Raw genomic sequence first — 25,197 nt, 5'->3', positions numbered from 1 at the left:
CACTACTTTGCCGAAGCCAACCGCCGGTCGAGCGCGTCGAGCACACGCCGGGTCAAGGCGGGATAGTCCTCGTCGAAATGGTGACCGCCTTCGATCGCGACGACATCGACGCCCGCGCCCTTCAGGTCAGGGCAGGCGTCGTCTTCTTCCTCGGTGCCGTGAATGCACTGCACCAAAGAGGGGTCGATGTGCTTGATATCGTCGAGCGGATCGCCGCCATCGCCCTGCCCGGCCGCGCCGAGCCAGCCAAGCACCGAAATCTTGTAGTCGACCTGATGCGATAGCGCCATCAGCGTGACCTGCCGCACATGGGCGCGCTCTGCGGGCGGGAGCAGATTGAAAGTGCGTGGCAGGATATCGGCACCGAAGGAGTAACCGATCAAGAGAACATTGCGGACGTTCCAGCGCTTGCGATAGTAGCTCATCACCTTGGCGAGATCGTCGGCCGTCGCCTGCGGTTCGCGCTCGGACCAGAAATAACGCAGAGAATCGATGCCGACGACAGGGACACCTTGCTGCTGCAGGACGTCTCCGACCTGCTTGTCGATATCGCGCCAGCCGCCATCGCCGGAATAGATCACCGCCATGGTGTCGCGTGTCGGCTTGGTATCGAGCACCGTCAGGGGCAAGCCGAATGGATTGTCTGCCGCGCTCTCGCTGTCGATCAGATCCGTCAGATGACCTGATAGCGCCGCATAGGCTTCGTCGTCGCTGTCTTCCTGCGTGATATCAGGGTGTTTTTCGATGAGTTTAGCCACATGGCTTCGGCCGTCGTCGGATGCCGTCGGCGTAAAGACGACGGAGATCGGGTCCGGCAGGGCACCGTCCGTCAGGCCGTACACCATGCGATCGGCCTTCAAGGTCTTCTCCGCCGGCGTGCAGAGCTGCTTCGTCAGCGCAACGCCTTCCTCCGGATCGACCGCAAGCGTCTGGCCGATGGTCGCAGCCGGCGTCTGTGCGGCGATGGCCAGCGCCATGGCCCCGCCCGCTCCGACCCCGGCCACAATCGGCGGGAGGTAGGCATCGCTCTTGAGGACGCGCTGGACCTGCTGGCTCAACGCTTCGATATCCGACACCGTGTAGATGCAGTCGCCGTCGTCCTTGGCGAGCGAGGCAAGATAGGCCTTGAGGTCGATACCGATGACGACCGCCTTGTCGTCGACAAGGGCGCGAGCGACCGCATCTTCCTTGTCGCTCCAGCCATCCGCATTGGACAGCAGAACAACAAGGGCGGATGCCTTGTCCTTCGGGACGAGGATATGGGGTGCCGGGATCATGCCGGTGTCGTAGGTCGCCGCCGTCTCCTGCCCTAAAGCCGGTGCAACCGTCGCGATGGCGAGAAGGGCGGCACCTGCCAGAGGCTTCCAGATCATCGGGATCCGCATCATTTCTTCATCACTCCCTTGAGGCCGCCGCCGATCAGGAATGTTACATCCATCAAGGCAAGGATCGGATTGATGCCGCCGCTCGCCACGAGATAGCGCGGCTGCCAATGGGGGTGGAACTTCGACTTGAAGGCGCGAAGTCCCTTGAAATTGTAGAAGCGTTCGCCGTGCTCGAAGAAGGTTCGCCCTGCCCGATCCCAGACCGGCGCGATCTGGCGCGAGGACATACCAGACAGCGGCGCCATGCCAAGATTGAAGGTCCGGTACCCCTCGGCCTTCAGATATTCCATCACCTTCGCGAACAGGAAATCCACCGATCCCTTGGGGGCATCCGGCGAGAAGCGCATGAGATCGACGGTGCCTTCCTGCTTGGTTGCCGTCACCAGGATATTGGCGAAGGCGACGATCCGTCCCTCGTAGGTGAGGATCGCGACCGGCTGTTCGGCCAGATACTCAGGATCGAAAGCCCCAAGCGAAAAACCCTTTTCCTTGGCATTGTGATGGGCAAGCCATGCATCGGAAATCGCCGTCAATTCGCCCATGATCGCCGGAACGTCTGCTGGAGCCACCATTTTGAACTCCAGCCCGTCGCGCTGGGCGCGGCTGACCTGCTGGCGCAGATTGGCCCACTTGCCGCCCTTCATCTCGAAACGGGCGAGATCGACATGGGCGAGCTCGCCGAGCCTGAAGGCGCGAAGTCCCGCATCGGCATAGTAGGCGAGCCCAAGTGGCGAAACCTGATAGAACACCGCGCGGCAGCCGCTGGCGCGGGCCCTCTCGAAGAACTGCCAGATCAGTTCCGGCCAGGCATCGACCGGCCCCACCGGGTCGAACAGCGCGATCCACGAGCGGGCGCGCTGGCCATACATGATGAAGGCGCGACCATCGGCGGAAAACATCAGGCTCTTGTCTCCCATGCGCACCAGATTGGCATCGGACATGTCCTGCGCCTCGACGATCGCCAATGCCCGCTCCATGGCATCGTCGGTTGCCGGCTCCGCGCCTGAGGCCGCCGGGCGCATCAGGCTCCAGATGGCAACAGCGCTGGCGCCGATCGTCACACCCAGAAGCGCACGCAGGCCGCGCGGCGCCTCGGCAGAGAATTCGAACTGCCACCAGAGTTCATGGCTGTATTCGACGTCGCGATAGACGAACAGCAGGACGACCAGCCCACCCAGGCAGATCACCCCGAGTGCCGTCAACCACGGCAGCGTCAGCGCCTGGCCGAAGAGCGAAGCCGGCCGAACAAACAGACGGCGGCTGGCGAGGAGACCGACGAGAAAGAAGGCAAGCATGCCGGCCTCGACCAGCGCGATCGCCTTGATCAGCGAAAGCAGCAGTGCGGCAACGGCGATTGCGACCGACGCCCACCAGGCGCCATCGAGCCGCTGTGCGAGCCCGCGCGAGACGATGACGAGCGCAAGGCCGAGCAAGCTTGCCAGAAAGTGCGCGCCCTCGACGATCGGCAGCGGCAGCAGACCCTCGAGGAAGGCGAGATTCTCATCCGGCGTCGGCGTGACGCTCGACAGCACCAGCATGATCGCCAGCACGATGCCGAGTGTTGCCAGGAGAAGCGGCGTGATACGGCCGCCGATACGGCGCACGCTGGAGGCGACGGGATGGCCGGAAAGCTGACGAAGCTCGGTGCCGATGACAACCGCGATCGCGATCAGCAGCGGCAGCACGTGATAAATGACACGGTAGAGAACCAGCGCACCGAGGATCGTGTCGACATCGGCGCTGTGACCGAGCGTGGCGATGATGATCGTCTCGAAGACGCCGAGCCCGGCCGGAACATGGCTGAGAACGCCGATACCGACGGCAAGCGAATAGATCGCCAGGAAGGCGGGCCAACCGATTGTGCCCGCCGGAAGCAGCACGTAGAGCACCGTCGCCGATGCCGCCAGATCCAGCGCCGTGACGAGGAACTGGCGCGAGGAGGTGCGCGAATCCGGCAGGCGCAGTGTGAAGCGCCCGAGGCTGACCTCATGACCGTCACGCGCCTTGACGAAGACAGCGAGCACGACGCCGAGAATGGCAACCGCGATCATCCGCAGCCAGAAGGGGTTAAGACCCGTCAAGGGCGCCACATATTCGCCGACGGCGAGCAGGCTCAGGCACGTGACCGTCAAAAGCCCAAGGCCGAAGGCGAGCGTCACGAAGGCGATGATCCGGGCGATGTTTTCCGGCTCGATGCCCAGCCGCGAATAGGACCGGTAGCGGATGGCGCCGCCACTCAAGGCGCCAAAGCCGGCCGTGTTGCCGACCGCATAGGCGCAGGCCGCCGTCAACGCGACATCGGCATAGGGCAGCTTGCGCCTGACGTAATCAAGCGCGCCGACATCGTAGAAGGTGAGCGCGAAAAAGCTCAAGGCGGTGAAGAACACCGCCGCGGCGACAGAGGTCCAGCTGGTATCTGCAAGCGCCTGGACCACGTCGCCGTACTGCACTTCGGAGGTCAGATGAAAGATCGCCAACCCGAAGAGGGCGATCACCAGCAATGTCGCAAGTGCCTGCAGATAGCGCCGGTTACGGCGCAGAAAGGGTCTCCATCCTACCTCGATCTGCTGATCGTCGTTGGCTGCACGTTCCGTAAGGGAGGACGTCATGGGTTGCCCATGTCATTGATGAAGACATCAGCGCTGTAGCCTACCCGAGAACGATCAAAAAGTGAAATATCCGTAATGTATTGTTCTCTTATAAAACAAGGTCTTATGCCGTGAGCTTGCCGCGGTTCAGCTGGGCCCACTGCAGCAGCATGATGGTTTTGGCATCGCAGATCTCGCCGGTCGCGATCATGGCGACCGCTTCATCAAAGGGAATTTCGAGAACCTCGATATCCTCGCCCTCATGCGCCAGGCCGCCGCCATCACCGGCCTTTTCTGTGACATCAACAAGCCCAACGAAGAAGCTGGTGCGCTCGGTGAGCGCGCCGGGGCTCATATAGGCATCGAAGAGGTGAGTGGCCTTGTCGACATGGTAGCCGGTCTCCTCCAGCACCTCACGGCAGATCGCGACTTCAGGCGTATCGTCGTCGAGCAGGCCGGCCGGCGCTTCGATCATATAGGCGGGATCGCCCTGCAGCAGCACCGGCACGCGCAGCTGGCGGACGAGCACGACGCTCTCACGCCTCGGATCGAACAGCAGGATGGTCGCGGCGCTGCCGTGATCATGCACTTCACGCGTGAGCGTCGCCGTGCCGCCGCCTGACATGTCCTGCTCAAGGGTGATTTCTTCCAGATGAATGAAACCGTCCGAGAGCGTGCGCCGCTCGATGATCCTGACACGGGGATCGTGGTGGTTCGTCATGGCGGGGTCCTTGGTCGGGAGAGGAAAGGATGTGGTCGCAGTCGACCGTCAGTGAATGTGTTCCGAAGGGGCGCAGCTTTCGCGTTCCATCTGCAAGGTCGTGTGGTGCAGGTCGAACTCGTCGCGCAACCGTTGTTCGATCGCACGCCGCACCGTCTCGCCGTCGGCCTCTTCCGCCAGAACGACATGCGCCGTCAGCGACGGCTGGCTCTGGGTGATCGCCCAGAGATGCAGATCATGCACCGAGGCAACGTCGGGCACGGTCGTGATTGCCGCATGGATATCGGCCAGGCGCATGCCAGGCGGCACGCCTTCCAGCAGAATGTTGACGCAGTCCTTCAGCAGCACCCAGGTGCGCGGAAAAACCATGAAGCCGATACCAACGGCGAGCAACGAATCGACCCATTGCCAGCCGGTAAACCAGATGATCGCCGCGCCTGTTATCACCGCCAGCGACCCGAGCATGTCCGACCAGACCTCGAGATAGGCGCCCTTGACGTTGAGGCTCTCGTCCTTGTGGCTGGTCAGAAGCCGCATGGAGATCAGGTTGACGACAAGACCGATGACGGCAATCAGCAGCATGCCGCCCGACTGGATTTCCTGCGGCAGCGACAGGCGCTGCCAGGCCTCGTAGAGAATGTAAAAGGCGACGGCGAGCAGCAGCAGGGCGTTGAAGGCCGCCGCGAGAATCTCGAAGCGGGCATAGCCGTAGGTGCGCAGCAGATCCGACGGCCGGCGGCCGACATGGATGGCGACCAGCGCGATGGCCAATGCCGCCGCGTCGGTCAGCATATGCATCGCATCCGAGATCAGCGCCAGGCTGCCGGTCAGAATGCCGCCGACGACCTCGGCCAGCATGAAGCCGCCCGTCAGCCCGAGCGCACCCCAGAGACGCGAGACTGGCGTGTTGCTGACATCCGCATGTTGATGGTCGCCGCTCATGAAGGCATCCGGTGGCTAGAGTCAGGGTGCCGGTTTCACCCAGACCCTGTTGTCATGGAAAGCCGCGCCGCCATAGGGCGCAACTGCATCGGCGCCAGTAAGCACATTGATGCCCTCCCCGTCGAGATGGGCGCCGTTCGGCCACAGGCCTTCAGCGATCACCACGCCGCGCCGCGCGCCGCCGCCGACCACCACATGCAGGCGCACTTCGCCGCGTTGGTTGCCGAGCTTGACGATATCACCGTCGCCGACGCCAAGTGAGGCGGCGTCATCCGCATGCATCATTACCATCGGGCGGACTTCCTTCTGGATCGACGACGGGGTCTCGGCGAAGGTCGAATTGAGGAAAGAGCGCGCCGGCGAGGTAGCGAGACGGAAGGGGTGTTTCGCATCCGTGACCTCGATCAGGTCGACATGATCAGGGAACTCAGGCAGTGCCGCATGCGGCCCCTGCAGACCCATCGACTTCGGGGGACGGTTCGGCGCCGGCGTGCCGGTCCAGTCCGCCTTGAAGCGGAATTTGCCGTCGGGATGACCGAAGCCCTTGAGATAATGCGCGTCCTCGAACGCCGGCTGACAGTCGAGCCACTTCTCGCGCTTCATCTCGTCATAGCCGATGCCGTAGTTGGCAAGCAGCCGGTCGATATGCTGGCGCTCGCTCAACCCAAAGCCGGCATGATCGGCGACGCCGAGGCGCCTCGCCAGTTCCTCAATGACGAAGAGATTGGTGCGCACGGTCGATGGCGGCTCCACCACCTTCGGCCCAATCAGGATGTGTTGATGGCCGCCGCCGCGATAAAGGTCGTCATGTTCCAGGAACATCGTCGCCGGCAGCACGACATCCGCAAGCTGCGCCGTGTCGGTCATGAACTGTTCGTGCACCGCGACAAACAGGTCGTCCCGCAGGAACCCGCGTTTCACCAGCCTTTGTTCCGGGGCGACGTTCACCGGATTGGTGTTCTGGATCAACATCGCCGTCACCGGGCCGCCATGGCGCAGCGCCTCGGCATCGCCGGTCAGCACCCGCCCGATCTGCGACTGGTCGAGCATGCGCACATCAGGATCGTGGAATGCGGTGCCGACAAGCTCACGCTTGTCGAGCTTGAAGATGTCGTTGTTGGAATGAAACGCCCCGCCGCCTTCGTGCTTCCACGATCCAAGAACCGTGGCAACGGAGGCGGCTGCATGGATCGCCACCGATCCGTTGCGCTGGCGGGTAAAGCCGTAACCGAGGCGGAAAAAGCTCTTCGGCGTCGTGCCGACGAGTTTCGCGAACGCCTCGATCTCCTGGACGGACAGACCGGTGATCGCCGACGCCCATTCGGGGCTGCGCGACTTCAGATGCGTTTCGAGCCCGGTCGGGTCATCGGCGAATTCGGCCATGTAGGCGCGGTCGGCATAACCGTCGCGGAAGGCGACATGCATCACCGCGCAGGCGAGCGCCGCATCCGTGCCCGGTCTCAGCACCAGGCCCATATCGGCCTGCTTGACCGTGGGATTGTCGTAGATGTCGATGACGACGATCTTGGCGCCGCGATCCTTGCGGGCCTTCACCGCGTGGGTCATGACGTTGACCTGGGTGGCGACCGCGTTTGTCCCCCAGATCACCACGCAGTCGGACTTCGCCATCTCGCGCGGGTCGGGGCCGCGCAGCGAGCCGGTTGCCATCGAGAAACCGGTCCAGGCCATATTGGTGCAGATCGAGCCGAAGAAGCCGGAATAGCGCTTGGCGTGGCGCAACCTGTCGATGGAATCGCGTTGCACTTGCCCCATGGTACCGGCGTAGAAATAGGGCCAGATGGCTTCGGCCCCATGCTTCTGCTCGGCCCTGACGAACTGGTCGGCGATCTCGTCGAGTGCCGCCTCCCAGGAAATCTCCTGCCAGTTGCCGCTGCCCTTCGCTCCGGCGCGCCGCTGTGGCACCATCAGCCGGTCAGGATGATAGATGCGCTCGGAATAGCGCGCGACCTTGGCGCAGATGACGCCAGCGGTGTATGTGTTGGCGGCGGCACCGCGCACGCGGCCGATGCGGCCTTCGGCCGTCAGGTCCACTTCCAGCGCGCAAGCCGAGGGACAGTCGTGCGGACAGACGGAGTGGCCGATCGACTTTTCTGCTTTGATGGGGGTCGCAACGTTCATGGCTTTTCTATATGGCATCGACAATCGGGCTCAAAGAGCCAAACGCGCATCCATCGAAACAATTGATCACAGCCATCGGCGGCCCTCATGAACTATCGGCATATCTATCACGCGGGCAATTTCGCCGATGTTCTCAAGCATGCGGTGCTGGCACGGCTCGTCACCTATCTCCAGCAAAAGGAGAAGGCGTTCCGGGTTCTCGACACCCATGCCGGCATCGGTCTCTACGATCTGTCGAGCGAAGAAGCGCAGAAGACCGGCGAGTGGCGCGACGGCATCGGCCGGCTGCTCGAGGGTGATCTGCCAGCGCCGGTCGCAGCTATTCTCGAACCCTATCTGGCGACCGTTCGCGAGCTCAACACCGGTTCGGAGCTGACGCGTTATCCCGGCTCTCCGAAGCTGGTTCGCATGCTTTTTCGCTCGCAGGACCGTCTGTCGGCGATGGAATTGCACCCTGATGACTACGAGACGCTGCACCGGCTCTTCGACGGCGACTTCCAGAGCCGGATCACCGAGCTTGACGGCTGGCTGGCGCTTGGCGCTCACCTGCCGCCCAAGGAAAAGCGCGGCCTCATCCTGGTCGACCCGCCCTTCGAGATCGAGGGAGAATACGAACGGCTCGCCGACGGCCTCGCCAGGGGTTATCGACGCTTTGCCGGCGGCACCTTCTGCCTGTGGTACCCCCTGAAGAAGAATGCGCCGATCAAGGCCTTCCATGAGGCACTCAAGGCGCTCAACATCCCGAAAATGCTCTGCGCCGAGCTTGCCGTGCGCAGCGACCGCGACACCACGGGATTGTCGGGTTCGGGCCTGATCATCGTCAACCCACCCTTCACGCTCAAGAGTGAACTCGACGTGCTGTTGCCCTTCTTGAAAACCCGGCTCGGACAAGACCGTTTCGCTTCGGCACGCTGCTTCTGGCTGCGTGGGGAAGATGCAGCAACTCGGGGCCTTGACTGAAAGGCTCTTAAAGCCGCAATCTTGCGAGACGATCCAGGGAGACGCCCATGACTCGCAAGCTCGCCGCAACGCTTCTGGCCTCGCTTTCCTTCGCCGCCACGACAGCGCCCGCCGCTTCGGCGGCCGACTATCTCGGGACCTACCGCGACCAGCCGACGTCCTATAGCGCGGGCGTCTGTGGCGACGCCTCGGTTCTCGGCTTCATCACCTCGCGGTTCGAATACAAGGCGGCGAACTATCTGCACGCCAATCTCTCGATCGCCGAGATCCGCAACATGGGCCAGAACCGGCTGGAACTACGCGACTACACGCACCGCGTCGAGCGCGAGTATTGCCGCGCGACTGCCGTCATGACGGATGGCGACCAGCGGCCGCTCTATTATCTCATCGAGCGCAACTGGGGCTTTGCCGGCATCGGCCGGAGCATCGAGTTCTGCGTCGGCGGCCTCGATCCCTGGTATGTCTACGGCGCACATTGCGCTTCGCTTCGCTGACCATGCCGAGGTATTGCCGACAGCGCCGGCTCCTGCCGGCGCTTTTCGTTGTGTTGGCACTTGTCGGCTGCAGCGAAGACAGCGCCGAGAAGAAGCCGCCATTGCAAACTGCAGGCCACACAAAAACGGATGTCGCCCTCCCCGTCGGCCAGGGCTTTGATTTCTACGTCCTCTCACTCTCTTGGTCGCCGACTTGGTGCGATGACAACGACCCATCAGGCAAAATCGGACAGTGCAAGATCGGCAGCAACCGCGGGCTGATCGTACATGGGCTGTGGCCGCAGGATGAGCGAGGGTACCCCGATTTCTGCCCGACGCGCCAATCCGATCGTGTGCCGGAAGCGCTCGGCCGCCAGTATCTCGATCTCATTCCTTCGATGGGGCTGATCGGCCATCAATGGCGCAAACATGGCACCTGCTCGGGCCTCAGCCAGCAGGACTATTTCGCCGTGACACGTGCAGCGCGCGAGCGCGTTGCATTGCCGGCGGAACTCGGTGCTGCGCGTCGCGAAAATTCGATGTCCGTCAGCGCCATCGAGGCCGCGTTCGTGGCCAGAAATCCGGGCATGACGACAAACGCCGTCGCTGTTACCTGCGAGGGCAAGCGGCTGGAGGAAATCAGGATCTGCTTCGACAAGGCGCTGAGCTTCCGGCCCTGCCCCGAAGTGGATCGCCAGGCCTGCCGAAGAGACACCGTGACACTGCCTCCAGCATCCTAGGCCGATACCTTGCCAATGGGTGCGGGAGCCGCTCCTATGTTTTGAAACTGCGTGTGGCCTTCCGTACTCGATTTCGGGCGGTGCGCGCGAAAGTGAAAGATGCTCGATGAGAATACTCTACTCGCCCACATCCCCCTACTCCAACAAGGTCCGCATGGCCGCGCATTATGCCGGGTTTGCGGTTGAAAGCGTGCTGACCGATACCAATGCCAACTCGCCAGAGCTTATCGGCAGCAATCCGCTCGGCAAGATTCCGACGCTGATTACCGGCGATGGCAAGTCTATCTACGACAGCCGCACGATCATGCACTTCATCGACCGGGGAACGAAAGGCAAGCTCTACCCGAAGAATGCCGGCAAGCGCTTGGATATCGAAATCCTCGAGGCGCTGTGTGACGGCATTTGTGACTGCCTGCTGGCGATCGTCTACGAGAAGCGCATCCACCCGCCGGAAAAGGTCCATCAGCCCTGGATCGACATGCAATGGACGAAGATCGAACGCGGCCTCGACCATCTGAACGAAAACCTACCCAAGACCGGAGCCAAGCTGCATGCGGGGCATTTCGCGCTCGCGGCACTGCTGCGCTACATTGAGCTGCGCTTCAGCGGCGAATGGCAGCGGGGTCGCGCCAAGCTCAAGAACTGGCCGGCGAAGTTCGAAAAGCACTTTCCGGATTATTCCAAATTCAAAGCATAAAAAAAGGCCGGGTCACCCCGGCCTTCTTTCTTTGATCCGGCAGAAGCCGATCAGAACTTCACACCCATACCGACGCGAACGCTCTGCTCATCGTAACCGGTCGAGACGCTCGTACCGCCCATATGGAAGTCCTTCGAGCCGTAGTCCGTGTAGCGATACTCAACGCGGGCGGTGATGTTGTCCGTCACGAAGGTTTCGGCACCAGCACCAGCCGCCCATCCGACCATGGTCTTGTCGTCGGCGCCAGCCTGAGTTCTAACTTTGGCGTTACCGACGGCGAGACCGGCCGTGCCGTAAACCAGGACCGGGTTCAGATCGACACCGACGCGGCCGCGGATCGAGCCGTTCACACCTTGCGTAACGCTGCGGTTGCTGGAATGAGAATCGTTGCCGGCGTAGCCGATATCGGCTTCACCACCGTAAACCATTTGGCCGCTCTGAACGTTGTAGCCGCCATAGAGGCCGCCGCCAAATCCAACCGCGGGGTTGTTGCCGGTCGCGTCGGCTTCGCCATGGCGCCAATCAACGGTACCACCGACATAAGCGCCCGACCAGTTCTTCGCAGCCGGCTCGGTGTATTCAGCCGCCGGAGCCGCCGGAACTTCGTCGATCGCGTCTGCAGCGTGGGCGGCCTGGAAGGCGATGAGGGATACGGCCGAAGCCATGAGGGTGGTGGTGAACGTACGCATAAATATTCTCCTTTACGAACCGATGCCTCGAGGGTTGGGATCCCGCAATGAAACATCGGACAACTTTCAATTAACCCGCCCGGTTGAGCTGAAATTGGCCAGCAAATGAGGATTCACAAGAGCCAAAATGTGAAATTTTGGTGGCACAATCACGCCCAAAGTTTGATGTTGCTTTCACGCCACAGGAGTTTTATTAACCATCTTTCAAGATTAACGAAAGATATACTATATGGCTTCAAAATAATACAATTTACGCGAATTCCATTAATTTTTGCGAAATGAATCGTCAGGGAGAGTTTCAGGGCGGCGTTTCTTGCCTATATCTTCGTCCGCTGGCGCGAAGATTCGAAAAGCGGGATGAAACGTGAAGAAATCACTGAAGGCGGCACTCGTAACCGGTGGCGCCAAACGGATCGGCAAGGCTATAGTTGAAGACCTCGCGGCGCACGGCTTCGCGGTCGCAATCCACGCCAATGGCTCGCTCGATGAGGCGGAGGCGCTTGCGGCTTCGCTTGTCAAAACCGGGGTCGCAGCCGTTGCCGTGAAGGCGGACCTTACCGACACACAGGAAACCTTGGCGCTGATGGCGCAAGCCAACGAAGCGCTCGGACCGATCGACCTGATCGTCAACAATGCCTCGCTGTTCAAGAAGGATAGCCTCGACGCTTTCGACGAAGCCGTCTGGGACCGGCATTTCGCCCTGCATGTAAAAGCACCCTCCCTGCTCGCCCGCGATTTTGCCCGCCAGCTGCCACGCGGCGTCTCCGGCCTCGTCGTCAATGTGATCGACCAGCGCGTCTGGTCTCCAAACCCGCGTTTTTATTCCTATATGTTGTCCAAGTCCGCACTGTGGACGGCAACACAAACGATGGCTCAGGCACTCGCGCCGGATATTCGCGTCAACGGCATCGGCCCCGGGCCGACACTGCCGAACGAGCGGCAGGATCCTCGCGATTTCCAGGCTCAGGTCGATGCGGTGATCCTCAAGCGCGGTCCGGCGCTCGGCGAATTCGGGCGGACGATCCGATTCCTTTTCGACACGCCGTCGATTACCGGACAGATGATCGCGCTGGATGGCGGCCAGCACCTCGCCTGGGAAACGCCTGATATCAGGGAGATAGTGGAATGAACGGACGCGTGCCGACTGACGGCGGCATCCTTTATGACGGCAATGACATCGAAGACGACGACGACCTGATCGAGGCGCCTGAAGGCGTGCCCGCAGGCCCGGCGATCGAGTGGGCGGAGAATCGCAACGAGGTCGTGGGCCTCAAGGGCGCCGAACTGATCCAGGCCTTCGTCAAGCGGCTGCCGAACGGCCCTGGCGTCTATCGCATGTTCAATGAGGCCGGCGACGTCCTTTATGTCGGCAAGGCACGCAGCCTGAAGAAGCGCGTCGGCAACTACGCCCAGGGGCGCGGCCACTCCAACCGTATTTCGCGGATGATTCGCGAAACGGCGAACATGGAGTTCGTCACCACCCGCACGGAGATCGAGGCGCTTCTGCTTGAAGCCAACCTGATCAAGCGGCTCCGGCCGCGTTTCAACGTGCTTCTGCGCGACGACAAGTCCTTTCCCTATATTCTGGTCACCGGCGACAGCCGTGCGCCCGCCCTTTACAAACATCGCGGCGCACGCAGCCGAAAGGGCGATTATTTCGGCCCCTTCGCATCGGCGGGCGCCGTCGGACGCACGATCAACTCGCTGCAGCGCGCCTTTCTGTTGAGAACTTGCACCGACAGTGTGTTCGAGACACGCACGCGTCCTTGTCTTCTGCACCAGATCAAGCGCTGTTCGGCGCCCTGCACGGGCGAAATCAGCAATGAGGGTTATGCCGAACTTGTGCGCGAGGCCAAGGACTTCCTCTCCGGCAAGAGCCAGGCGGTGAAAGCGACGATTGCGGCGGCGATGGGCGAGGCTGCGGAAAACCTCGACTTCGAACGTGCCGCACTTTATCGCGACCGGCTCGCAGCACTCAGCCACGTTCAAAGCCACCAGGGCATCAACCCGGCCGGCGTCGAAGAGGCGGACGTCTTTGCGATCCACCACGAGGGCGGAACCTCCTGCATCCAGGTGTTCTTCTTCCGCACCGGGCAGAACTGGGGCAACCGCGCCTATTTCCCGAAGGCGGACCCATCGCTGCCGACGGCAGAGGTGCTTTCGGCCTTCCTCGCGCAGTTCTACGACGACAAGCCCTGTCCGCGGCAGATCCTGCTGTGCGAGGCAGTCGAGGAGCAGGAACTGCTCGGCCAGGCGCTCAGCGAAAAGTCGGGCTACAAGGTGTCGATCCAGGTGCCTCAACGCGGCGAAAAGAAGGATCTTGTTGATCACGCGCTTGCCAACGCCCGCGAGGCGCATGGCCGCAAGTTGGCTGAAACCGCGTCGCAGTCGCGACTGCTCGAAGGTTTTGCCGAAACGTTCAAGCTCGAACGCGCCCCACGGCGGATCGAGATCTACGACAACTCCCACATCATGGGCACCAATGCCGTCGGCGGCATGGTGGTCGCCGGCCCTGAAGGTTTCGTCAAAGGCCAGTATCGCAAGTTCAACATCAAATCGACCGACATCACGCCCGGCGACGACTTCGGCATGATGCGCGAGGTGATGACCCGCCGCTTCTCGCGCCTGCTCAAGGAAGAAGGCAAACCGGACCGGACTGCCGAGGTCGCCGAAGATGCAGCCTTCCCGGCCTGGCCGGACGTCATCCTGATCGACGGCGGCCAGGGACAGATGACGGCTGTCCGCACGATCCTGAGGGAATTGGATGTCGAAGACTGCGTGACGGCGATCGGCGTCGCCAAGGGTGTCGACCGCGACGCCGGGCGCGAGCGTTTCTTCGCGCTCGGGCGCGACAGCTTCACCCTGCCGCCGCGAGATCCGGTGCTCTATTTCATCCAGCGCCTACGGGACGAGGCGCACCGTTTTGCCATCGGCTCCCACCGCGCGCGGCGCAAGAAGGAGATGGTCAAGAACCCGCTCGACGAGATTGCCGGTATCGGGCCGACGCGCAAGCGAGCATTGCTCACCCATTTCGGTACCGCCAAGGCCGTTTCCCGCGCCGGCATGAACGACCTGATGGCGGTCAACGGCATTTCCGAAGCGGTCGCCCGGCTGGTCTACGAGCATTTCCATGAGGACGCGGCAAAATGACCGTTGCAGCGCAGCATGTCGAAGAGGACACGCGGAAGACGCTGTAATGGTTCAACCTTGCCGCATCGTTTCGCCCCCCGATCGATACCGATTTAAGGAATTATGCAGTGGCAATTCACCGGGCGTTCAGGTGAGATGCGCCAATTATGACAACCTTCGCACAATGATTTGTTGACCTGAGGGTCGCAAAGTCATTCTGTACCTCCGAGGAAGACAGAGAACCCGAATCCATGCCCACGCCCGTCGCCTACAGCATCCCCAACCTGCTCACCTATTTCCGAATCCTGATCGTGCCGCTGATCGTGCTCTGCTTCTTCGTCGAAGGCCGGCTGCACAGTTCGGATTTTGCGCGCTGGACGGCGGTCACTCTCTTTGCCATCGCCTCGATCACCGACTTCTTCGACGGTTATCTCGCCCGCATCTGGAAGCAGACCTCGAACATCGGCAAGATGCTCGATCCGATCGCCGACAAGCTGCTGGTCGCCTCGATCCTGCTGCTCGTTGCCGCCGACGGCACGATTGCCGGCTGGTCGATCTGGGCCGCCATCATCATTCTGTGCCGCGAGATCCTCGTTTCGGGTCTGCGCGAGTATCTGGCAGCGCTGAAGGTCAGCGTCCCGGTTACCCGCATCGCCAAGTGGAAGACGACGATCCAGATGGTGGCGATCGTCTTCCTGCTGGCCGGCCCCGCTGGCGACAAGATCCTGCCCTATACGACCGAGGCCGGTATCGTTCTGCTGTGGATTGCCGCGGCGATCACGCTCTACAGCGGTTACGACTATTTCCGCGCCGGCCTGAAACATGTGGTCAACGAATGAGCACCGTCAATCTCGTCTACTTCTCTTGGGTGCGCGAACGCATTGGCAAGGGTGAGGAAACGCTGGAAGTCCCGGCCGACGTCGTCACCATTGCCGATTTGCTTGCGCATCTGAAAACCCTTGGGGAAGAATACGAGACGGCGCTCGAGCACCAGAACGTCATCCGCGCAGCGATCAACCAGGAGCATGTCGAGCATGGCGAACCGATCGCCGGCGCGCGCGAGATCGCTCTCTTCCCGCCGATGACCGGTGGCTGACGCCATGGGCGCGGCCGTCACCGTGCGCGTGCAGCGCGAGGACTTCGATCTTTCGGCCGAGGTTTCCAAGCTCTCTTCCGGCCGCCCTGACATCGGGGCGGTTGTGACGTTTTCGGGCCTCTGCCGCGACGAAGCGGGCACGCTGACCGCTCTCGAGTTAGAGCATTATCCTGGAATGGCCGAAGCCGAAATCGAACGCATCTGCAGGCTGGCGGTCGAACGCTTCGGGCTGCAAGCGGCAACGGCGATCCATCGCTACGGCAAGATCAATCCCGGCGAAAACATCGTGCTGGTGATCACCGCCTCGCCGCACCGGCAGGCGGCTTTCGATGGCGCCAACTTCATCATGGATTTCCTCAAGACCTCCGCTCCCTTCTGGAAGAAGGAGCACTCGAGCGACGGAACGGCCGGCGGTTGGGTCAGCGCCAAGGATGCCGACGACACGGCGCGTGATCGCTGGAAACGCTGACATCAGGGGATGATTTTCTCCTGCCGCGTCACCGCGAGCACGATGACGAGGAAGCCGAAGATCGCGAAATCCCGCCAGAGGATCGGGCCATACGCGCCCCAGAGCGTTTCGAGCAGGCCGATCGCTGCTGCACCGAGCGCGGCACAAAGCGGCGAGGTCTGGCCGCCGATCGCCGCGATGAACAGCACCTTGACCCCGAAGGTTAGCCCGGTGCCGAAATCCATGTTGCCATAGTAGGACGCGGCCAGGATGCCACAGCAGGCGGCGATCAGCGACGCGGCGCCATAGGCGGCGATATAGACACGCGCCGCATCGATGCCGCACAGGGCAGCAGCGCCACGATCCTCTGACACCGCTCGCCACGACCGCCCGGCGCGACTATGCGCCAGAAACCAGTGACCGCTCGCGACCAGCGCCACCATCAACAGCGTGTTGAGCAACTGGATCACCGTCAGCGTCACCGGGAACTTGGCATCGGACCAGAAGACGATGTTGCCGTTCAGAAACGGTGGCAGCCACAGGCTCTTCGTTTCCGACGCCAGCCGCGCGGTCTCCATCAGCACCAGAAGACAGCCAAGCGACGCGACGACGACAGTGTTGGCCGACGAGAATGCAAGCGGGCGCATCACATAGCGCCCGGCGACAAGCCCTGCCCCGACGCCGAGTGTGAGGCCCGCTGCGGCGCCGAGGCCGAGCGCTACCGGCAGCACCAGCCACAGTTGGTTCCAGCCGAAATTGGCAAACAGCACGAACATCTGGCCGGCGAAGGCAAAGAGAGCACCGTAGGTGAGATCGGCCCGGCGGGTCACGGCAAAGGCGATGGCATAGCCGAATGCCAGCGCAGCATAGAGCGCGGCGATAGGGACGGCATTGGCGATCTGCTGCAGGAAATAGAGCATGGCGCATCCGGGAGCGTGACAACATCAATATAACTGGTAAAATCACATTTACCAGTTAGGATTTGTTCATGACCTTCACCTGGACCGCACACCGATTTGCCGGCGGCGCGCTGGCGCTGGATGTCGCCAACTCCGTCATCCTGCGCTTTGATCCCGCGAGGCGGATCGATCGCTTTGCCGACGTCCCGGCGCTCGACGGCTTCGCCGGAGCCGCCAACCGGTTCTGCGCCGAGAGCCAACGCTTTGGCACGCTGTTGCCCGTTGCCGAGCCGAACCGCACCAGGCTCTTGACGTTGCGCGAGGCAACGGATCGGCATTTTCGGGCGCAGGCGGAGGCCGAGCAGCGGGTAGACTTGATGGCCGACCTGCTCGAGGCGATCGCCGCGGTGTTGCGTGGTGCCGGCAACGGTGGAGACGCCGTCGCGCTCGACACCGCTACGGCCCATTCCGCACTCAGCCTCGTCGCCAATCCCGAACCCGATCGGCTGAAGATCTGCCCCAATTGCGGCTGGCTATTTCTGGACAGGAGCCGCAACCGCAGCCGGACCTGGTGCGACATGGCCGTCTGCGGCAACCGCAGCAAGGCCAAGCGTCACTATCGCCGCAGCAAGGAGGAGGCACAATGATAATACGGACGATTGCAACGCTTGCGGCCATGATGACGGTGATGCTGATCGCCGGCTGCCAACGGGAGACCGGCCCCGATCCGCTAAAGCTGACTGGCAAGATGTTCATCTTCAACTACCGCCTCGCCTATGCCGTCTACACGATCACGCTCCAGAAGACGGAGCCCGTGCCCGAGGGTAGCATTGTCATCGCGACATTCGAGAACCCGGTGGGCGGCGAGTCGCTCAAGGTGACGCGCAAGCTCTTTCCAAAGCTCGACAGAGTGGTGCTGGAAAGTCCCGATCTGACTTGTGTGAAAAAGGAAAGGCCCTATGCGGTGACGATCGAGGTGAAAGGACCTGCGGGCGAAACGCTGCAGAAACTGGAGACCACCGTCACCTCCGATGTCGACCAAGATATCTTGCCGGCGAAGCCACTGGTCGAGGGTCCGGCATACGACAAGAATCCGGCGGTCTTCCGGGACGGCAAGGCGCCGGAGCATTTTGAAACGGCAAAGTGCCCGATATGAAAAAACCGGAGCGTTTCCGCTCCGGTTCAATCGAGTGATTTCAAGCCGTTATGGCCGGAAATGCAGATATTGAATTCAGCCGACGATTTCGGTGCCGGAGAACCAGTATGCGATTTCTTCAGCAGCCGTTGCCGGAGCGTCCGAACCGTGAACCGAGTTTTCGCCGATCGAAAGGGCGTGAACCTTGCGGATCGTGCCTTCATCAGCGTTTGCCGGGTTGGTGGCGCCCATGATTTCGCGGTTCTTGGCGATGGCGTTTTCGCCTTCGAGAACCTGAACGATGGTCGGGCCCGAAGACATGGACTCGACGAGTTCGCCGAAGAACGGACGTTCCTTGTGAACGGCGTAGAAGCCTTCAGCTTCGCGGCGGCTCATCCAGACGCGCTTGGAAGCAACGACGCGCAGGCCGGCGTCTTCGAGCATCTTGGTGATGGCGCCGGTCAGGTTACGCTTCGTTGCGTCCGGCTTGATCATCGAAAAGGTACGTTCAATCGCCATTGGCTCAATTCCCTTGTTTTCTTGAGAAGTGGCGGTTCATTAGCCGCCAATTCCGCGCAAAACAAGGGGGTTCACTCACGATTCGCCGCGAGCCTTGCGGGTTTCACGCCGCTGTCACAGAGCGGCCGATGCCATCGTGCAGGTCGAGGCAACGCTCGAACCAGTCTGTGACCGGATCGCCTTGGGAAAGCAGGCGTTGCGGCGAAACGATACGCGCCCATTGCAGCGCACCGAAGACGATGTAGTCGGCAAAGAGTGGCCGCTCGCCGCCGAGATAGGGCTGAAACTTCAGCATATGGCGCAGCGGCTCAAGCTTGTCGGAGAAGGTCGCAAGGGCCGCGCCTCCGGTTTCAGCCACCGCTTCGAGCGAAGTGCCGAAGCGCGCCTCGCGACTTTCGCGGAAATAGACCCGATCGACCGGATCGAGCCTGTCGTGAATATCCTTGATGATGATGCGAGCGATTGCCGGATGCAGCGTCGTCTGCGACCAGCCCTCGATGAAGCGGGCCATGGCCATGCCGCCCGGTCCGCCAAACAGCGACGGCCGATCCGGGTAGTTCTCGTCGAGATAGACGGCAATCTCAAAACTGTCCTGTACCAGCCGGTCGCCGTCGCGCAGAAGCGGCACGAGCTTGGTGGCGCCTTCCTCTACCTTGGGGATCTCGGTAAAGCCGATCGGAACGACGTCGAAGTCGAGCCCCTTATGCGCAAGCGACAGCTTGGTCTTCCAGACATGCGGTGAAAAAGGTCGGGCCCTGTCGGCACCGCAAAGCGAATAGAGTTTCCTGCTCACGTGATCTCCCGGCGAAAATTGGATCGTCTCACCTCATTCGACGCCAGACGGATCGAACGATCAAATGATTAAATTTCATGGGTGGCATTCGCCACAGGAATGCGGATCTGCGCTAACTTCGCGACCACTAAGGAGAAACAGATGCTCGATCATTTTCGCATGTTCGCCGACTACAACATCTGGGCCAACCGCCGGCTCTACGCAGCGGCCGCAGAACTTCCGGACAGCGAACTGAGGCAGAGCAAGGGTGCATTCTTCGGGTCAGCGCTTGCGACGCTCAATCATATCCTTGCCGCGGATCGGATCTGGATGAAACGTTTCACCGGCGAAGGCGACGCGCCGACAGCGCTGGATACGATGCTCCATGAAGATCTCGCCAGCCTTACCAGCGCACGCGAACGGGAAGATGCGCGAATGATTGCCTGGATCTACGGGCTCGATGAGGCGCGGTTTGCCGCCACCTTCAATTACACGACGCTGAGCTCACCAGTGATCGTCACGCAGAAGCTCGGGCCAACGCTCGCCCACGTCTTCAATCACCAGACCCATCACCGCGGCCAGGTGCACGCGACGCTGACAGCGCTTGGGCGTCCATCAATTGTGCTGGATCTCGCGTTCTTTTTGTGGACCGAAGGCGAAAAGTGGGCGAACTAAAACAGCCCATCTGGCACTCGGCCGCAGATGATTAAGCGACAGTCCGGGCTTGGGCCTTCCGTTCACAGCCGCCTTGAGCAATTGGCGTTGCAAGAGCCAGGCGGCGAGGCCAAGCGCGATGCCGCCTGCGATCGAGACTGTGGAAAAGAGCACCGTTGGGAGATGCGGTTGCAGCGGCGTCATCAACAGCTCCGGCACGAAACGGTGCAGGATGTAGATATGGAAGCCGGCAGCCGATAGCGGCAGCACCAGCTGCGCTGCCCAGCGCGGAACGCTGACGCGCGGCGCATAGACCAGAGCAACGAGCACGGCGATCAACAGCAGATACTTGATCTTCGTGCCGATCCAGACGCCCTCGTAAAGGCCGAAAAACAGGAAGGCGCCAGCTCCCGCGACCACCAGAAGCAGTCGCTGCAGATGCGTTTCGGCGATCGCGGCGCACCAGCCGATCACAGCGAGATAGAAGATCCATGGCAAGGTGAAGATCTGCCGGTTGCCGATCGGCCAGAGTATCGGCAAGGCCAGCCTGGCGATCAGCGCCACGCCGAGCAACAGCATGCCCATCGCAAAGGGCTGCCGAGCAGCAAGCCGCCGGAAGCGCTGGATCGCGAACAGCGCCACGAAGACCAGCATCATCTGGCAATAGGCTTCGATGAACCAATAGAGGTAGGGCACCATGCCACGGGTCTCCGGATCGGCGAAACCGAAATTGCCGACAAGGAAGATCGATGCCCAGGGGACTTCGCCCCAAACGGCGGCATAGGCGCCGACAATGAGATAATAGGGCACGAGGATCTGCGTGAGTGGTCGCAGAATAGCCAAGCCACCACCGGCCAGAAGCGGCCCCATCTGGAATCGGGCGAGGCTGAAACCGGCAAGGATAACCATGGCAGCCGATCCGCCCGGCAGCGGCCACAGGGTTTCGTGGTGAAGAACGACGAGCAATATAGCCAAGGCACGGATGATCAGATCCATTCCGATCCTTGCCGTCGCCGTTTCTCGCTTTTCCAGCGCCGCAAGTGTTGCGATCGGCATGGCCTCCCACATCTCCGGAGCCTGTCCAAGCGCCTTTTCGAGACCAATCGAGAGCTGCACGAAACGCAGCGAATCTCCGCCGAGCGAGAGGAAGCTATCCTCCGGCTTCACCCGTGCAGGATAGAACACTTGCTGGAAGAGGCTTTCGATACCTTCGCGATCGCCGTGGCCGGCGGCGATCGCCTGCTTTGCTGCAAGGCTCAGGGCACCATAGTCGACTTTGCCCGATGGCAACCTCGGGATTTCCGGCACGTGCGTGGCCATGATGTGGGCAAGTGTCAGGCCGCTCGCGGCAACGAGCAGGCGGCGCACGTCCTCGAGTCGGCCTTCGCCCTGAAAGAAGGCATGCAGCCCTTCGTCATCGCCGACGATTGCCGCCACAACACCGCGCCGCTCGAGCGCGTGCTCGAGGGTATCGTGGCCGATGCGCAGGCCAGCGATCTTGGACATGCGTTTCATGCGTCCAACGATGCGGAAAAGGCCATCGGTTTCGCGGACCGCCAGGTCGCCCGTATGCAGTTCGTCAAGGTCTGCGCCGCGGGCCAGGTCCTGCCGCGACGAGGCGTAGCCCATCATCACATTGGGGCCGCGATAGACAAGTTCGCCGGCGACACCGGCACCGGCAATCGCTCGCCCCTCATCATCCGCGATCGATAGCATGCCACCGGGAATGGCGACGCCGATCCGGTCTTCATTGCCCTTGAGCCGCGCGGGGGGAACATAGGCGATGCGGGCCGTCGCTTCGGTCTGACCGTACATGACGAATAAAGCGGCGCCTTGGGCGCGAAGATGCTCGTCATAGGCACGAACGCGCTCCGGCGCCATACGTCCGCCGGCAACCGTCATGAAACGCAGTTGCGGGAACGCACGGTCGCGAAAGCCGACCTTTTCCAGGAGTTCATAGGAATAGGGCACGCCGGAAAGATTGGTGCAGCCGCTGGCCGCAAGACCGTCAAGGAATCCTGGATCAAGGATCGAGCCGCTGGGAACGTAAAGGCTGGCGCCGACAGTCAGATGGGCGTTCAGCACCGAAAGGCCATAGGAGTAATGCAGCGGCAGGATCAAGCAGCTGCGATCGTCGGCGCCAAGCTCCAGATATTCGGCAATCGAGCGGGCATTGACCGAAACATTGCCAGCCGAAAGCCGCACCGCCTTGCCGCACCCGGTACTGCCAGAGGTCGACAGCAGGAGGCCGAGGTCCGGATGCAACGGCTTGTCACTGCCCCCCAGATGTTCGGTTCGCCAACGGCCGTCGATCCGGCAATAGGCACAGTCCGGTTCGAACATGTCCGTCCAGGCCGCAGTGCCGGCGGCGCGCGGCGCCTGCATGGCAACCACATGTCCGGCCTTAAGCGCTGCGAGATAGGCAATGATGGCATGTTCGGAGAGTTCGGGCTCAAGCTTTATCAGCGCGCGGGTGCGCGGAAAAAGTGCGACCTGACGGTCGACCCTTTCGTGCAGGTCGCGGTAGCTGACGAAACGCCGACCGGGAAGAACCAGAGCGGGACGCTCGCCCCACGCCGCAAGATCCGCGATGAATGAAGGGGGCATTGTCAAACCATCACTCTGCATTCGAGCCTCCCGCCCGATTTAGCAAGGCGGGATATAATTGTTGACAAGCTCCGTCAACTATAAACATGAACTAAAACAGCAACTTTCGACTTTCCGCTCCAATCGGTTGCGCCAGTCCCTCCTGCGGTGGGATTTCGACAACCATACCGGGCAGATCTGGTATCGCGCCTGGTATCTTCAGACTCCCTTAAACGCAGCGCCGCCATAGTGTTTTCGGATCCCATACAGGCATCGAGGACGACCACGGAATGACCAGGCAAGTTGCCGCGAACACCGGCCGATCGCAGACGAAAAGCACCACCATCATTTTGAAGGTGGCGCAATCCATGTCTCAGCTTGGCATCGCGGCACTGCCACGCAACTATGAACTTGTCTATGAAGCCTTGTCCGGCCGGCTACCGCAGCTTTCGCGCGATCTGGCGGCGCTCGGCGCCACGCCGCAGCAGGACGCCCTCGACGAACTCGCCCTCAAGCATCATCTGGTGGCTCACGGGGCACTTGCCGCCGACAGGGCAAGGGCAGCAGCACAGGAGGCCCTGAGCGAACTTGCTCTGCAGCTGAGGCACAGCCTGGCGCAGAAACACGCCTTCAGAAGCCAGCTCGACCGCTTCAAAGACCGCCTGGTCGCCGACCCGGTTGCCGGCCTGTCGGAGTTTGCCGACGACGCAGCGAGGTTGCGGGATGCGGCCGGCCTGCTGATGAATGAAGAACAGGCTTTTCAAACAGCCTTGCAGGTAAGCGCCGAGCGCTTTGCAGCGCTGGAAGGCGAGTTCGCCGAAAGCCGCAAACCGTTGACCCGCGACCCCGCCACCGGCCTGCCCAATCGCCTGGCCCTGGCGGCGCGTTTGAGAACAATGCTGGAAGCCGAAGGCATAACCGAGCCGGTTGCCCTGCTTGTCGTGTCAGTCGAGGGGTTGCGCGGTATCGCCGAGCAGCACGGCGGCAGCGCGGCAGAAAAGGCGCTCGGCAAACTTTCGACGCTGTTTCGCAAGTCGATCAAGAAGAGTGACTTCGTCGCACGCGTCGGCGGCCAGGAATTTGCGTTCCTCTGCAGCGACGTCACAGAGGAGAACGCCGAAGCAATTGCGCAGCGCATCCAGCAATCGGTGGAGGCGCTGCGCGTCGCCCTGCCCGGCCGTGCTTTCACGACCGAAACCCTTTCGCTCTCGGCCGGCATCGCGACGGCCCAGCCGATGGCGACGCCAGCCGACGTCATGCAGCAGGCCGAACTGGCGCTTGCGGCCGCCCGAACGGGATCGCGCTCGGGAATTCTTGCCTATACGCCGGAGCTTGGCGGCAAACGGGCGAAGATCTATTCGCCGCACGCTGCCTAAAGCGCGTCGCGATCTCCAGGGTTCATGCCGCTTCTGACTGCCGCTCATGCACGGCCATCCGGCTCGTGCCGATTTCGCAAGCCTTGTCACCCAGCCGACCGAGCAGGCGATGAAGATCCGTGCGCTCATTGTCATCGAGCGCCGAGAAAAGCTCTTCGATCATCTGACGACGTGGCCGGAGCGCCGCTTCGAGGCCGGCCCGGCCGAGGTCGGTAATCGAGATGATCTTTGCTCGCCGGTCCTCGGGATCCGGCTCGCGGACGACCATCCCGTCGCGCTCAAGTCCGTCGATCGCCTCAGTGACGGTTCGCGGGGCAAAGCTGAGTGCCGAAGCGATGTCGGCGCAGCGACATGGCCCGAGTTCGCTGAGATAGAACAGGAACTTGCTGCGCGCGAGCGAGACGCCTTCTTCACTCATGGACGCGTTCACCAGGCGGTGGACGCAGTGGTAGAGTTCGAAGAGCCGCTCAGCGACGTGAATTTTTTCTGTCATGGCAAATCACCTCATTGGCAACGCCAAAACGAGATAACCCGGCCCCGCTTGGCGGGACCGGGTTATCTGGTCGTCCGTTTGGCGTGGGTTATTGACTGTCCTGACCGGTCTTGCCGAAGGCCTTCGCATTGCCGTTGGCAATCGCGCCTGTCGCCGCGGCGTCAACCGCCTTGTTCTCGATACCGGCATAGTAATCACCACCGTCGACGGTGTTTGCGGACACGCCGGCACCTGCCGAAGCGTCTGCACGACCGGTAAAGAGCGGCTTCGGGCTGACGCCTTCATAGTAGCTGCCGCCGGCAAAGGCGGTGGATGCGCCGGCCAACGTTGCCGCTGCAACGAGAAGCGTTGCGATGGACTTTTTCATGGGAGTTTTCCTTGATGGGGATGGAGCGTCATGGGGCTGGAAGCCCCATGACCGGAGACGGAATGCGCCTTAGCGGGAGATGCCCTGGTAGTATTCGCCTTCGCCGCCCTGAACAACCTGCGGCCTGGCATCGTAATTGTGGACCGAGCCGGTGGACGTACGGTCGACATATCCGGCTTCCGAACCGCGGATGTTCAAGGCGGAGCTACCGGCGGCCTTGGGAGCGCGTTCGGTAAACAGCGGGGTCGGGCTGATGCCTTCGTAATAGCTGCCGCCGGCAAAGGCGGCGGAGGCGCCGCCGAGAACGGCTGTTGCAACGAGAGCTGCGGCGAGTGCGGTGTGGATCGTGGTTTTCATCGTCTTTGCTCCTGGGAGGCTCGTTCGCTTGA

General features: G+C 61.8%; 26 protein-coding genes. 13 read left to right on the top strand and 13 right to left on the bottom strand.

All coding sequences use genetic code 11. The annotated features are described in order from the left end of the window. Positions 1 to 2: 2 nt before the first annotated feature. From J3R84_RS04490 to J3R84_RS04470, 5 genes are all read right to left on the bottom strand, one after another. Positions 3 to 1,388, bottom strand: coding sequence for a virulence factor family protein (locus J3R84_RS04490; RefSeq protein WP_025426494.1), 1,386 nt, complete (start codon positions 1,386 to 1,388; stop codon positions 3 to 5). Beyond that, a complete protein-coding gene (mprF, locus tag J3R84_RS04485) occupies positions 1,385 to 3,994 on the bottom strand; it encodes a bifunctional lysylphosphatidylglycerol flippase/synthetase MprF (protein WP_203527291.1) in 2,610 nt (869 codons plus the stop codon). The genes J3R84_RS04490 and mprF overlap by 4 nt, the downstream gene beginning before the upstream one ends. Before the next feature lie 103 nt (positions 3,995 to 4,097). Next, positions 4,098 to 4,694 (bottom strand): NUDIX domain-containing protein, encoded by a 597-nt coding sequence (locus J3R84_RS04480; RefSeq protein WP_025426492.1) that lies wholly within the window; start codon positions 4,692 to 4,694, stop codon positions 4,098 to 4,100. Between the two features lie 48 nt (positions 4,695 to 4,742). Then, positions 4,743 to 5,636, bottom strand: coding sequence for a cation diffusion facilitator family transporter (locus J3R84_RS04475; protein WP_025426491.1), 894 nt, complete (start codon positions 5,634 to 5,636; stop codon positions 4,743 to 4,745). 21 nt (positions 5,637 to 5,657) lie between these two features. After that, the gene (locus J3R84_RS04470) at positions 5,658 to 7,793 is read right to left on the bottom strand and encodes a molybdopterin-containing oxidoreductase family protein (RefSeq protein ID WP_025426490.1); all 2,136 of its coding nucleotides are present in this window, start codon (positions 7,791 to 7,793) and stop codon (positions 5,658 to 5,660) included. A 69-nt stretch (positions 7,794 to 7,862) separates the two neighbouring features. On the opposite strand from J3R84_RS04470, the gene J3R84_RS04465 reads away from it, so the two are divergent. The 4 genes from J3R84_RS04465 (at position 7,863) to J3R84_RS04450 (ending at position 10,645) form a co-directional block, all read left to right on the top strand. Beyond that, positions 7,863 to 8,735 (top strand): 23S rRNA (adenine(2030)-N(6))-methyltransferase RlmJ, encoded by an 873-nt coding sequence (locus tag J3R84_RS04465; RefSeq protein WP_203527292.1) that lies wholly within the window; start codon positions 7,863 to 7,865, stop codon positions 8,733 to 8,735. Positions 8,736 to 8,782: 47 nt separating this feature from the next. Further along, positions 8,783 to 9,229 carry a hypothetical protein gene (locus tag J3R84_RS04460; RefSeq protein ID WP_025426488.1) on the top strand — a complete coding sequence of 149 codons (447 nt, stop codon included), beginning with the start codon at positions 8,783 to 8,785 and terminating at the stop codon, positions 9,227 to 9,229. Positions 9,230 to 9,231: 2 nt separating this feature from the next. Beyond that, entirely contained in the window at positions 9,232 to 9,948 is a 717-nt protein-coding gene (locus J3R84_RS04455) for a ribonuclease T2 family protein (protein WP_057211525.1), read from the top strand. A 106-nt stretch (positions 9,949 to 10,054) separates the two neighbouring features. Next, positions 10,055 to 10,645 (top strand): glutathione S-transferase, encoded by a 591-nt coding sequence (locus J3R84_RS04450; RefSeq protein WP_025426486.1) that lies wholly within the window; start codon positions 10,055 to 10,057, stop codon positions 10,643 to 10,645. A 50-nt stretch (positions 10,646 to 10,695) separates the two neighbouring features. On the opposite strand, the gene J3R84_RS04445 is transcribed toward J3R84_RS04450, so the two are convergent. Beyond that, complete coding sequence (locus J3R84_RS04445) at positions 10,696 to 11,334, bottom strand: outer membrane protein (RefSeq protein WP_203527293.1); 639 nt, start codon at positions 11,332 to 11,334, stop codon at positions 10,696 to 10,698. 364 nt (positions 11,335 to 11,698) lie between these two features. On the opposite strand from J3R84_RS04445, the gene J3R84_RS04440 reads away from it, so the two are divergent. The 5 genes from J3R84_RS04440 to J3R84_RS04420 all read left to right on the top strand — a co-directional run bounded on the left by J3R84_RS04440 (position 11,699) and on the right by J3R84_RS04420 (position 16,028). After that, positions 11,699 to 12,463 (top strand): SDR family oxidoreductase, encoded by a 765-nt coding sequence (locus J3R84_RS04440; protein ID WP_025426484.1) that lies wholly within the window; start codon positions 11,699 to 11,701, stop codon positions 12,461 to 12,463. After that, the gene (gene uvrC / locus J3R84_RS04435; protein WP_025426483.1) at positions 12,460 to 14,484 is read left to right on the top strand and encodes an excinuclease ABC subunit UvrC; all 2,025 of its coding nucleotides are present in this window, start codon (positions 12,460 to 12,462) and stop codon (positions 14,482 to 14,484) included. The genes J3R84_RS04440 and uvrC overlap by 4 nt, the downstream gene beginning before the upstream one ends. A gap of 230 nt (positions 14,485 to 14,714) precedes the next feature. Then, positions 14,715 to 15,302, top strand: coding sequence for a CDP-diacylglycerol--glycerol-3-phosphate 3-phosphatidyltransferase (gene pgsA / locus J3R84_RS04430; protein WP_025426482.1), 588 nt, complete (start codon positions 14,715 to 14,717; stop codon positions 15,300 to 15,302). Further along, entirely contained in the window at positions 15,299 to 15,559 is a 261-nt protein-coding gene (gene moaD / locus J3R84_RS04425) for a molybdopterin converting factor subunit 1 (RefSeq protein ID WP_057211447.1), read from the top strand. Before pgsA ends, moaD begins: the two co-directional genes overlap by 4 nt. A 4-nt stretch (positions 15,560 to 15,563) precedes the next feature. Beyond that, entirely contained in the window at positions 15,564 to 16,028 is a 465-nt protein-coding gene (locus J3R84_RS04420) for a molybdenum cofactor biosynthesis protein MoaE (RefSeq protein WP_025426480.1), read from the top strand. 2 nt (positions 16,029 to 16,030) lie between these two features. Here the strand turns inward: J3R84_RS04420 and J3R84_RS04415 are convergent, their stop codons facing one another. Then, positions 16,031 to 16,927 carry a branched-chain amino acid ABC transporter permease gene (locus J3R84_RS04415; protein WP_025426479.1) on the bottom strand — a complete coding sequence of 299 codons (897 nt, stop codon included), beginning with the start codon at positions 16,925 to 16,927 and terminating at the stop codon, positions 16,031 to 16,033. Between the two features lie 68 nt (positions 16,928 to 16,995). On the opposite strand from J3R84_RS04415, the gene J3R84_RS04410 reads away from it, so the two are divergent. Both J3R84_RS04410 and J3R84_RS04405 read left to right on the top strand, forming a co-directional pair. Next, positions 16,996 to 17,553, top strand: coding sequence for a CGNR zinc finger domain-containing protein (locus J3R84_RS04410; RefSeq protein ID WP_025426478.1), 558 nt, complete (start codon positions 16,996 to 16,998; stop codon positions 17,551 to 17,553). A 29-nt stretch (positions 17,554 to 17,582) separates the two neighbouring features. Next, positions 17,583 to 18,062 carry a hypothetical protein gene (locus J3R84_RS04405; protein ID WP_225906181.1) on the top strand — a complete coding sequence of 160 codons (480 nt, stop codon included), beginning with the start codon at positions 17,583 to 17,585 and terminating at the stop codon, positions 18,060 to 18,062. Between the two features lie 75 nt (positions 18,063 to 18,137). On the opposite strand, the gene ndk is transcribed toward J3R84_RS04405, so the two are convergent. Both ndk and J3R84_RS04395 read right to left on the bottom strand, forming a co-directional pair. Further along, the gene (gene ndk, locus J3R84_RS04400) at positions 18,138 to 18,560 is read right to left on the bottom strand and encodes a nucleoside-diphosphate kinase (protein WP_025426476.1); all 423 of its coding nucleotides are present in this window, start codon (positions 18,558 to 18,560) and stop codon (positions 18,138 to 18,140) included. A 103-nt stretch (positions 18,561 to 18,663) separates the two neighbouring features. Next, a complete protein-coding gene (locus J3R84_RS04395) occupies positions 18,664 to 19,353 on the bottom strand; it encodes a glutathione S-transferase family protein (protein WP_025426475.1) in 690 nt (229 codons plus the stop codon). Positions 19,354 to 19,494: 141 nt separating this feature from the next. On the opposite strand from J3R84_RS04395, the gene J3R84_RS04390 reads away from it, so the two are divergent. Next, complete coding sequence (locus J3R84_RS04390; protein ID WP_025426474.1) at positions 19,495 to 20,007, top strand: DinB family protein; 513 nt, start codon at positions 19,495 to 19,497, stop codon at positions 20,005 to 20,007. Here J3R84_RS04390 and J3R84_RS04385 read toward each other — a convergent pair. Continuing rightward, a complete protein-coding gene (locus J3R84_RS04385) occupies positions 19,948 to 22,614 on the bottom strand; it encodes an AMP-binding protein (RefSeq protein WP_025426473.1) in 2,667 nt (888 codons plus the stop codon). The two genes, J3R84_RS04390 and J3R84_RS04385, sit on opposite strands and share 60 nt — an antisense overlap. Positions 22,615 to 22,862: 248 nt before the next feature. Here J3R84_RS04385 and J3R84_RS04380 point away from each other — a divergent pair, with 248 nt between their 5' ends. Beyond that, the gene (locus tag J3R84_RS04380; RefSeq protein WP_203527294.1) at positions 22,863 to 23,948 is read left to right on the top strand and encodes a GGDEF domain-containing protein; all 1,086 of its coding nucleotides are present in this window, start codon (positions 22,863 to 22,865) and stop codon (positions 23,946 to 23,948) included. Positions 23,949 to 23,970: 22 nt separating this feature from the next. On the opposite strand, the gene J3R84_RS04375 is transcribed toward J3R84_RS04380, so the two are convergent. From J3R84_RS04375 to J3R84_RS04365, 3 genes are all read right to left on the bottom strand, one after another. Beyond that, complete coding sequence (locus tag J3R84_RS04375) at positions 23,971 to 24,441, bottom strand: MarR family winged helix-turn-helix transcriptional regulator (RefSeq protein ID WP_025426471.1); 471 nt, start codon at positions 24,439 to 24,441, stop codon at positions 23,971 to 23,973. A gap of 88 nt (positions 24,442 to 24,529) precedes the next feature. Then, positions 24,530 to 24,808: a hypothetical protein gene (locus J3R84_RS04370; protein ID WP_025426470.1), complete on the bottom strand. Its 279-nt coding sequence runs from the start codon at positions 24,806 to 24,808 to the stop codon at positions 24,530 to 24,532. 69 nt (positions 24,809 to 24,877) lie between these two features. Then, complete coding sequence (locus J3R84_RS04365) at positions 24,878 to 25,165, bottom strand: hypothetical protein (protein ID WP_025426469.1); 288 nt, start codon at positions 25,163 to 25,165, stop codon at positions 24,878 to 24,880. Positions 25,166 to 25,197: the final 32 nt, after the last annotated feature.

The sequence above is a fragment of the Ensifer canadensis genome (assembly GCF_017488845.2).
GTDB classification, from domain to species: Bacteria; Pseudomonadota; Alphaproteobacteria; order Rhizobiales; family Rhizobiaceae; genus Ensifer; species Ensifer canadensis.
Note: the sequence above shows the minus strand (reverse complement) of the source record. Positions and strands in the feature narration are given on the sequence as shown.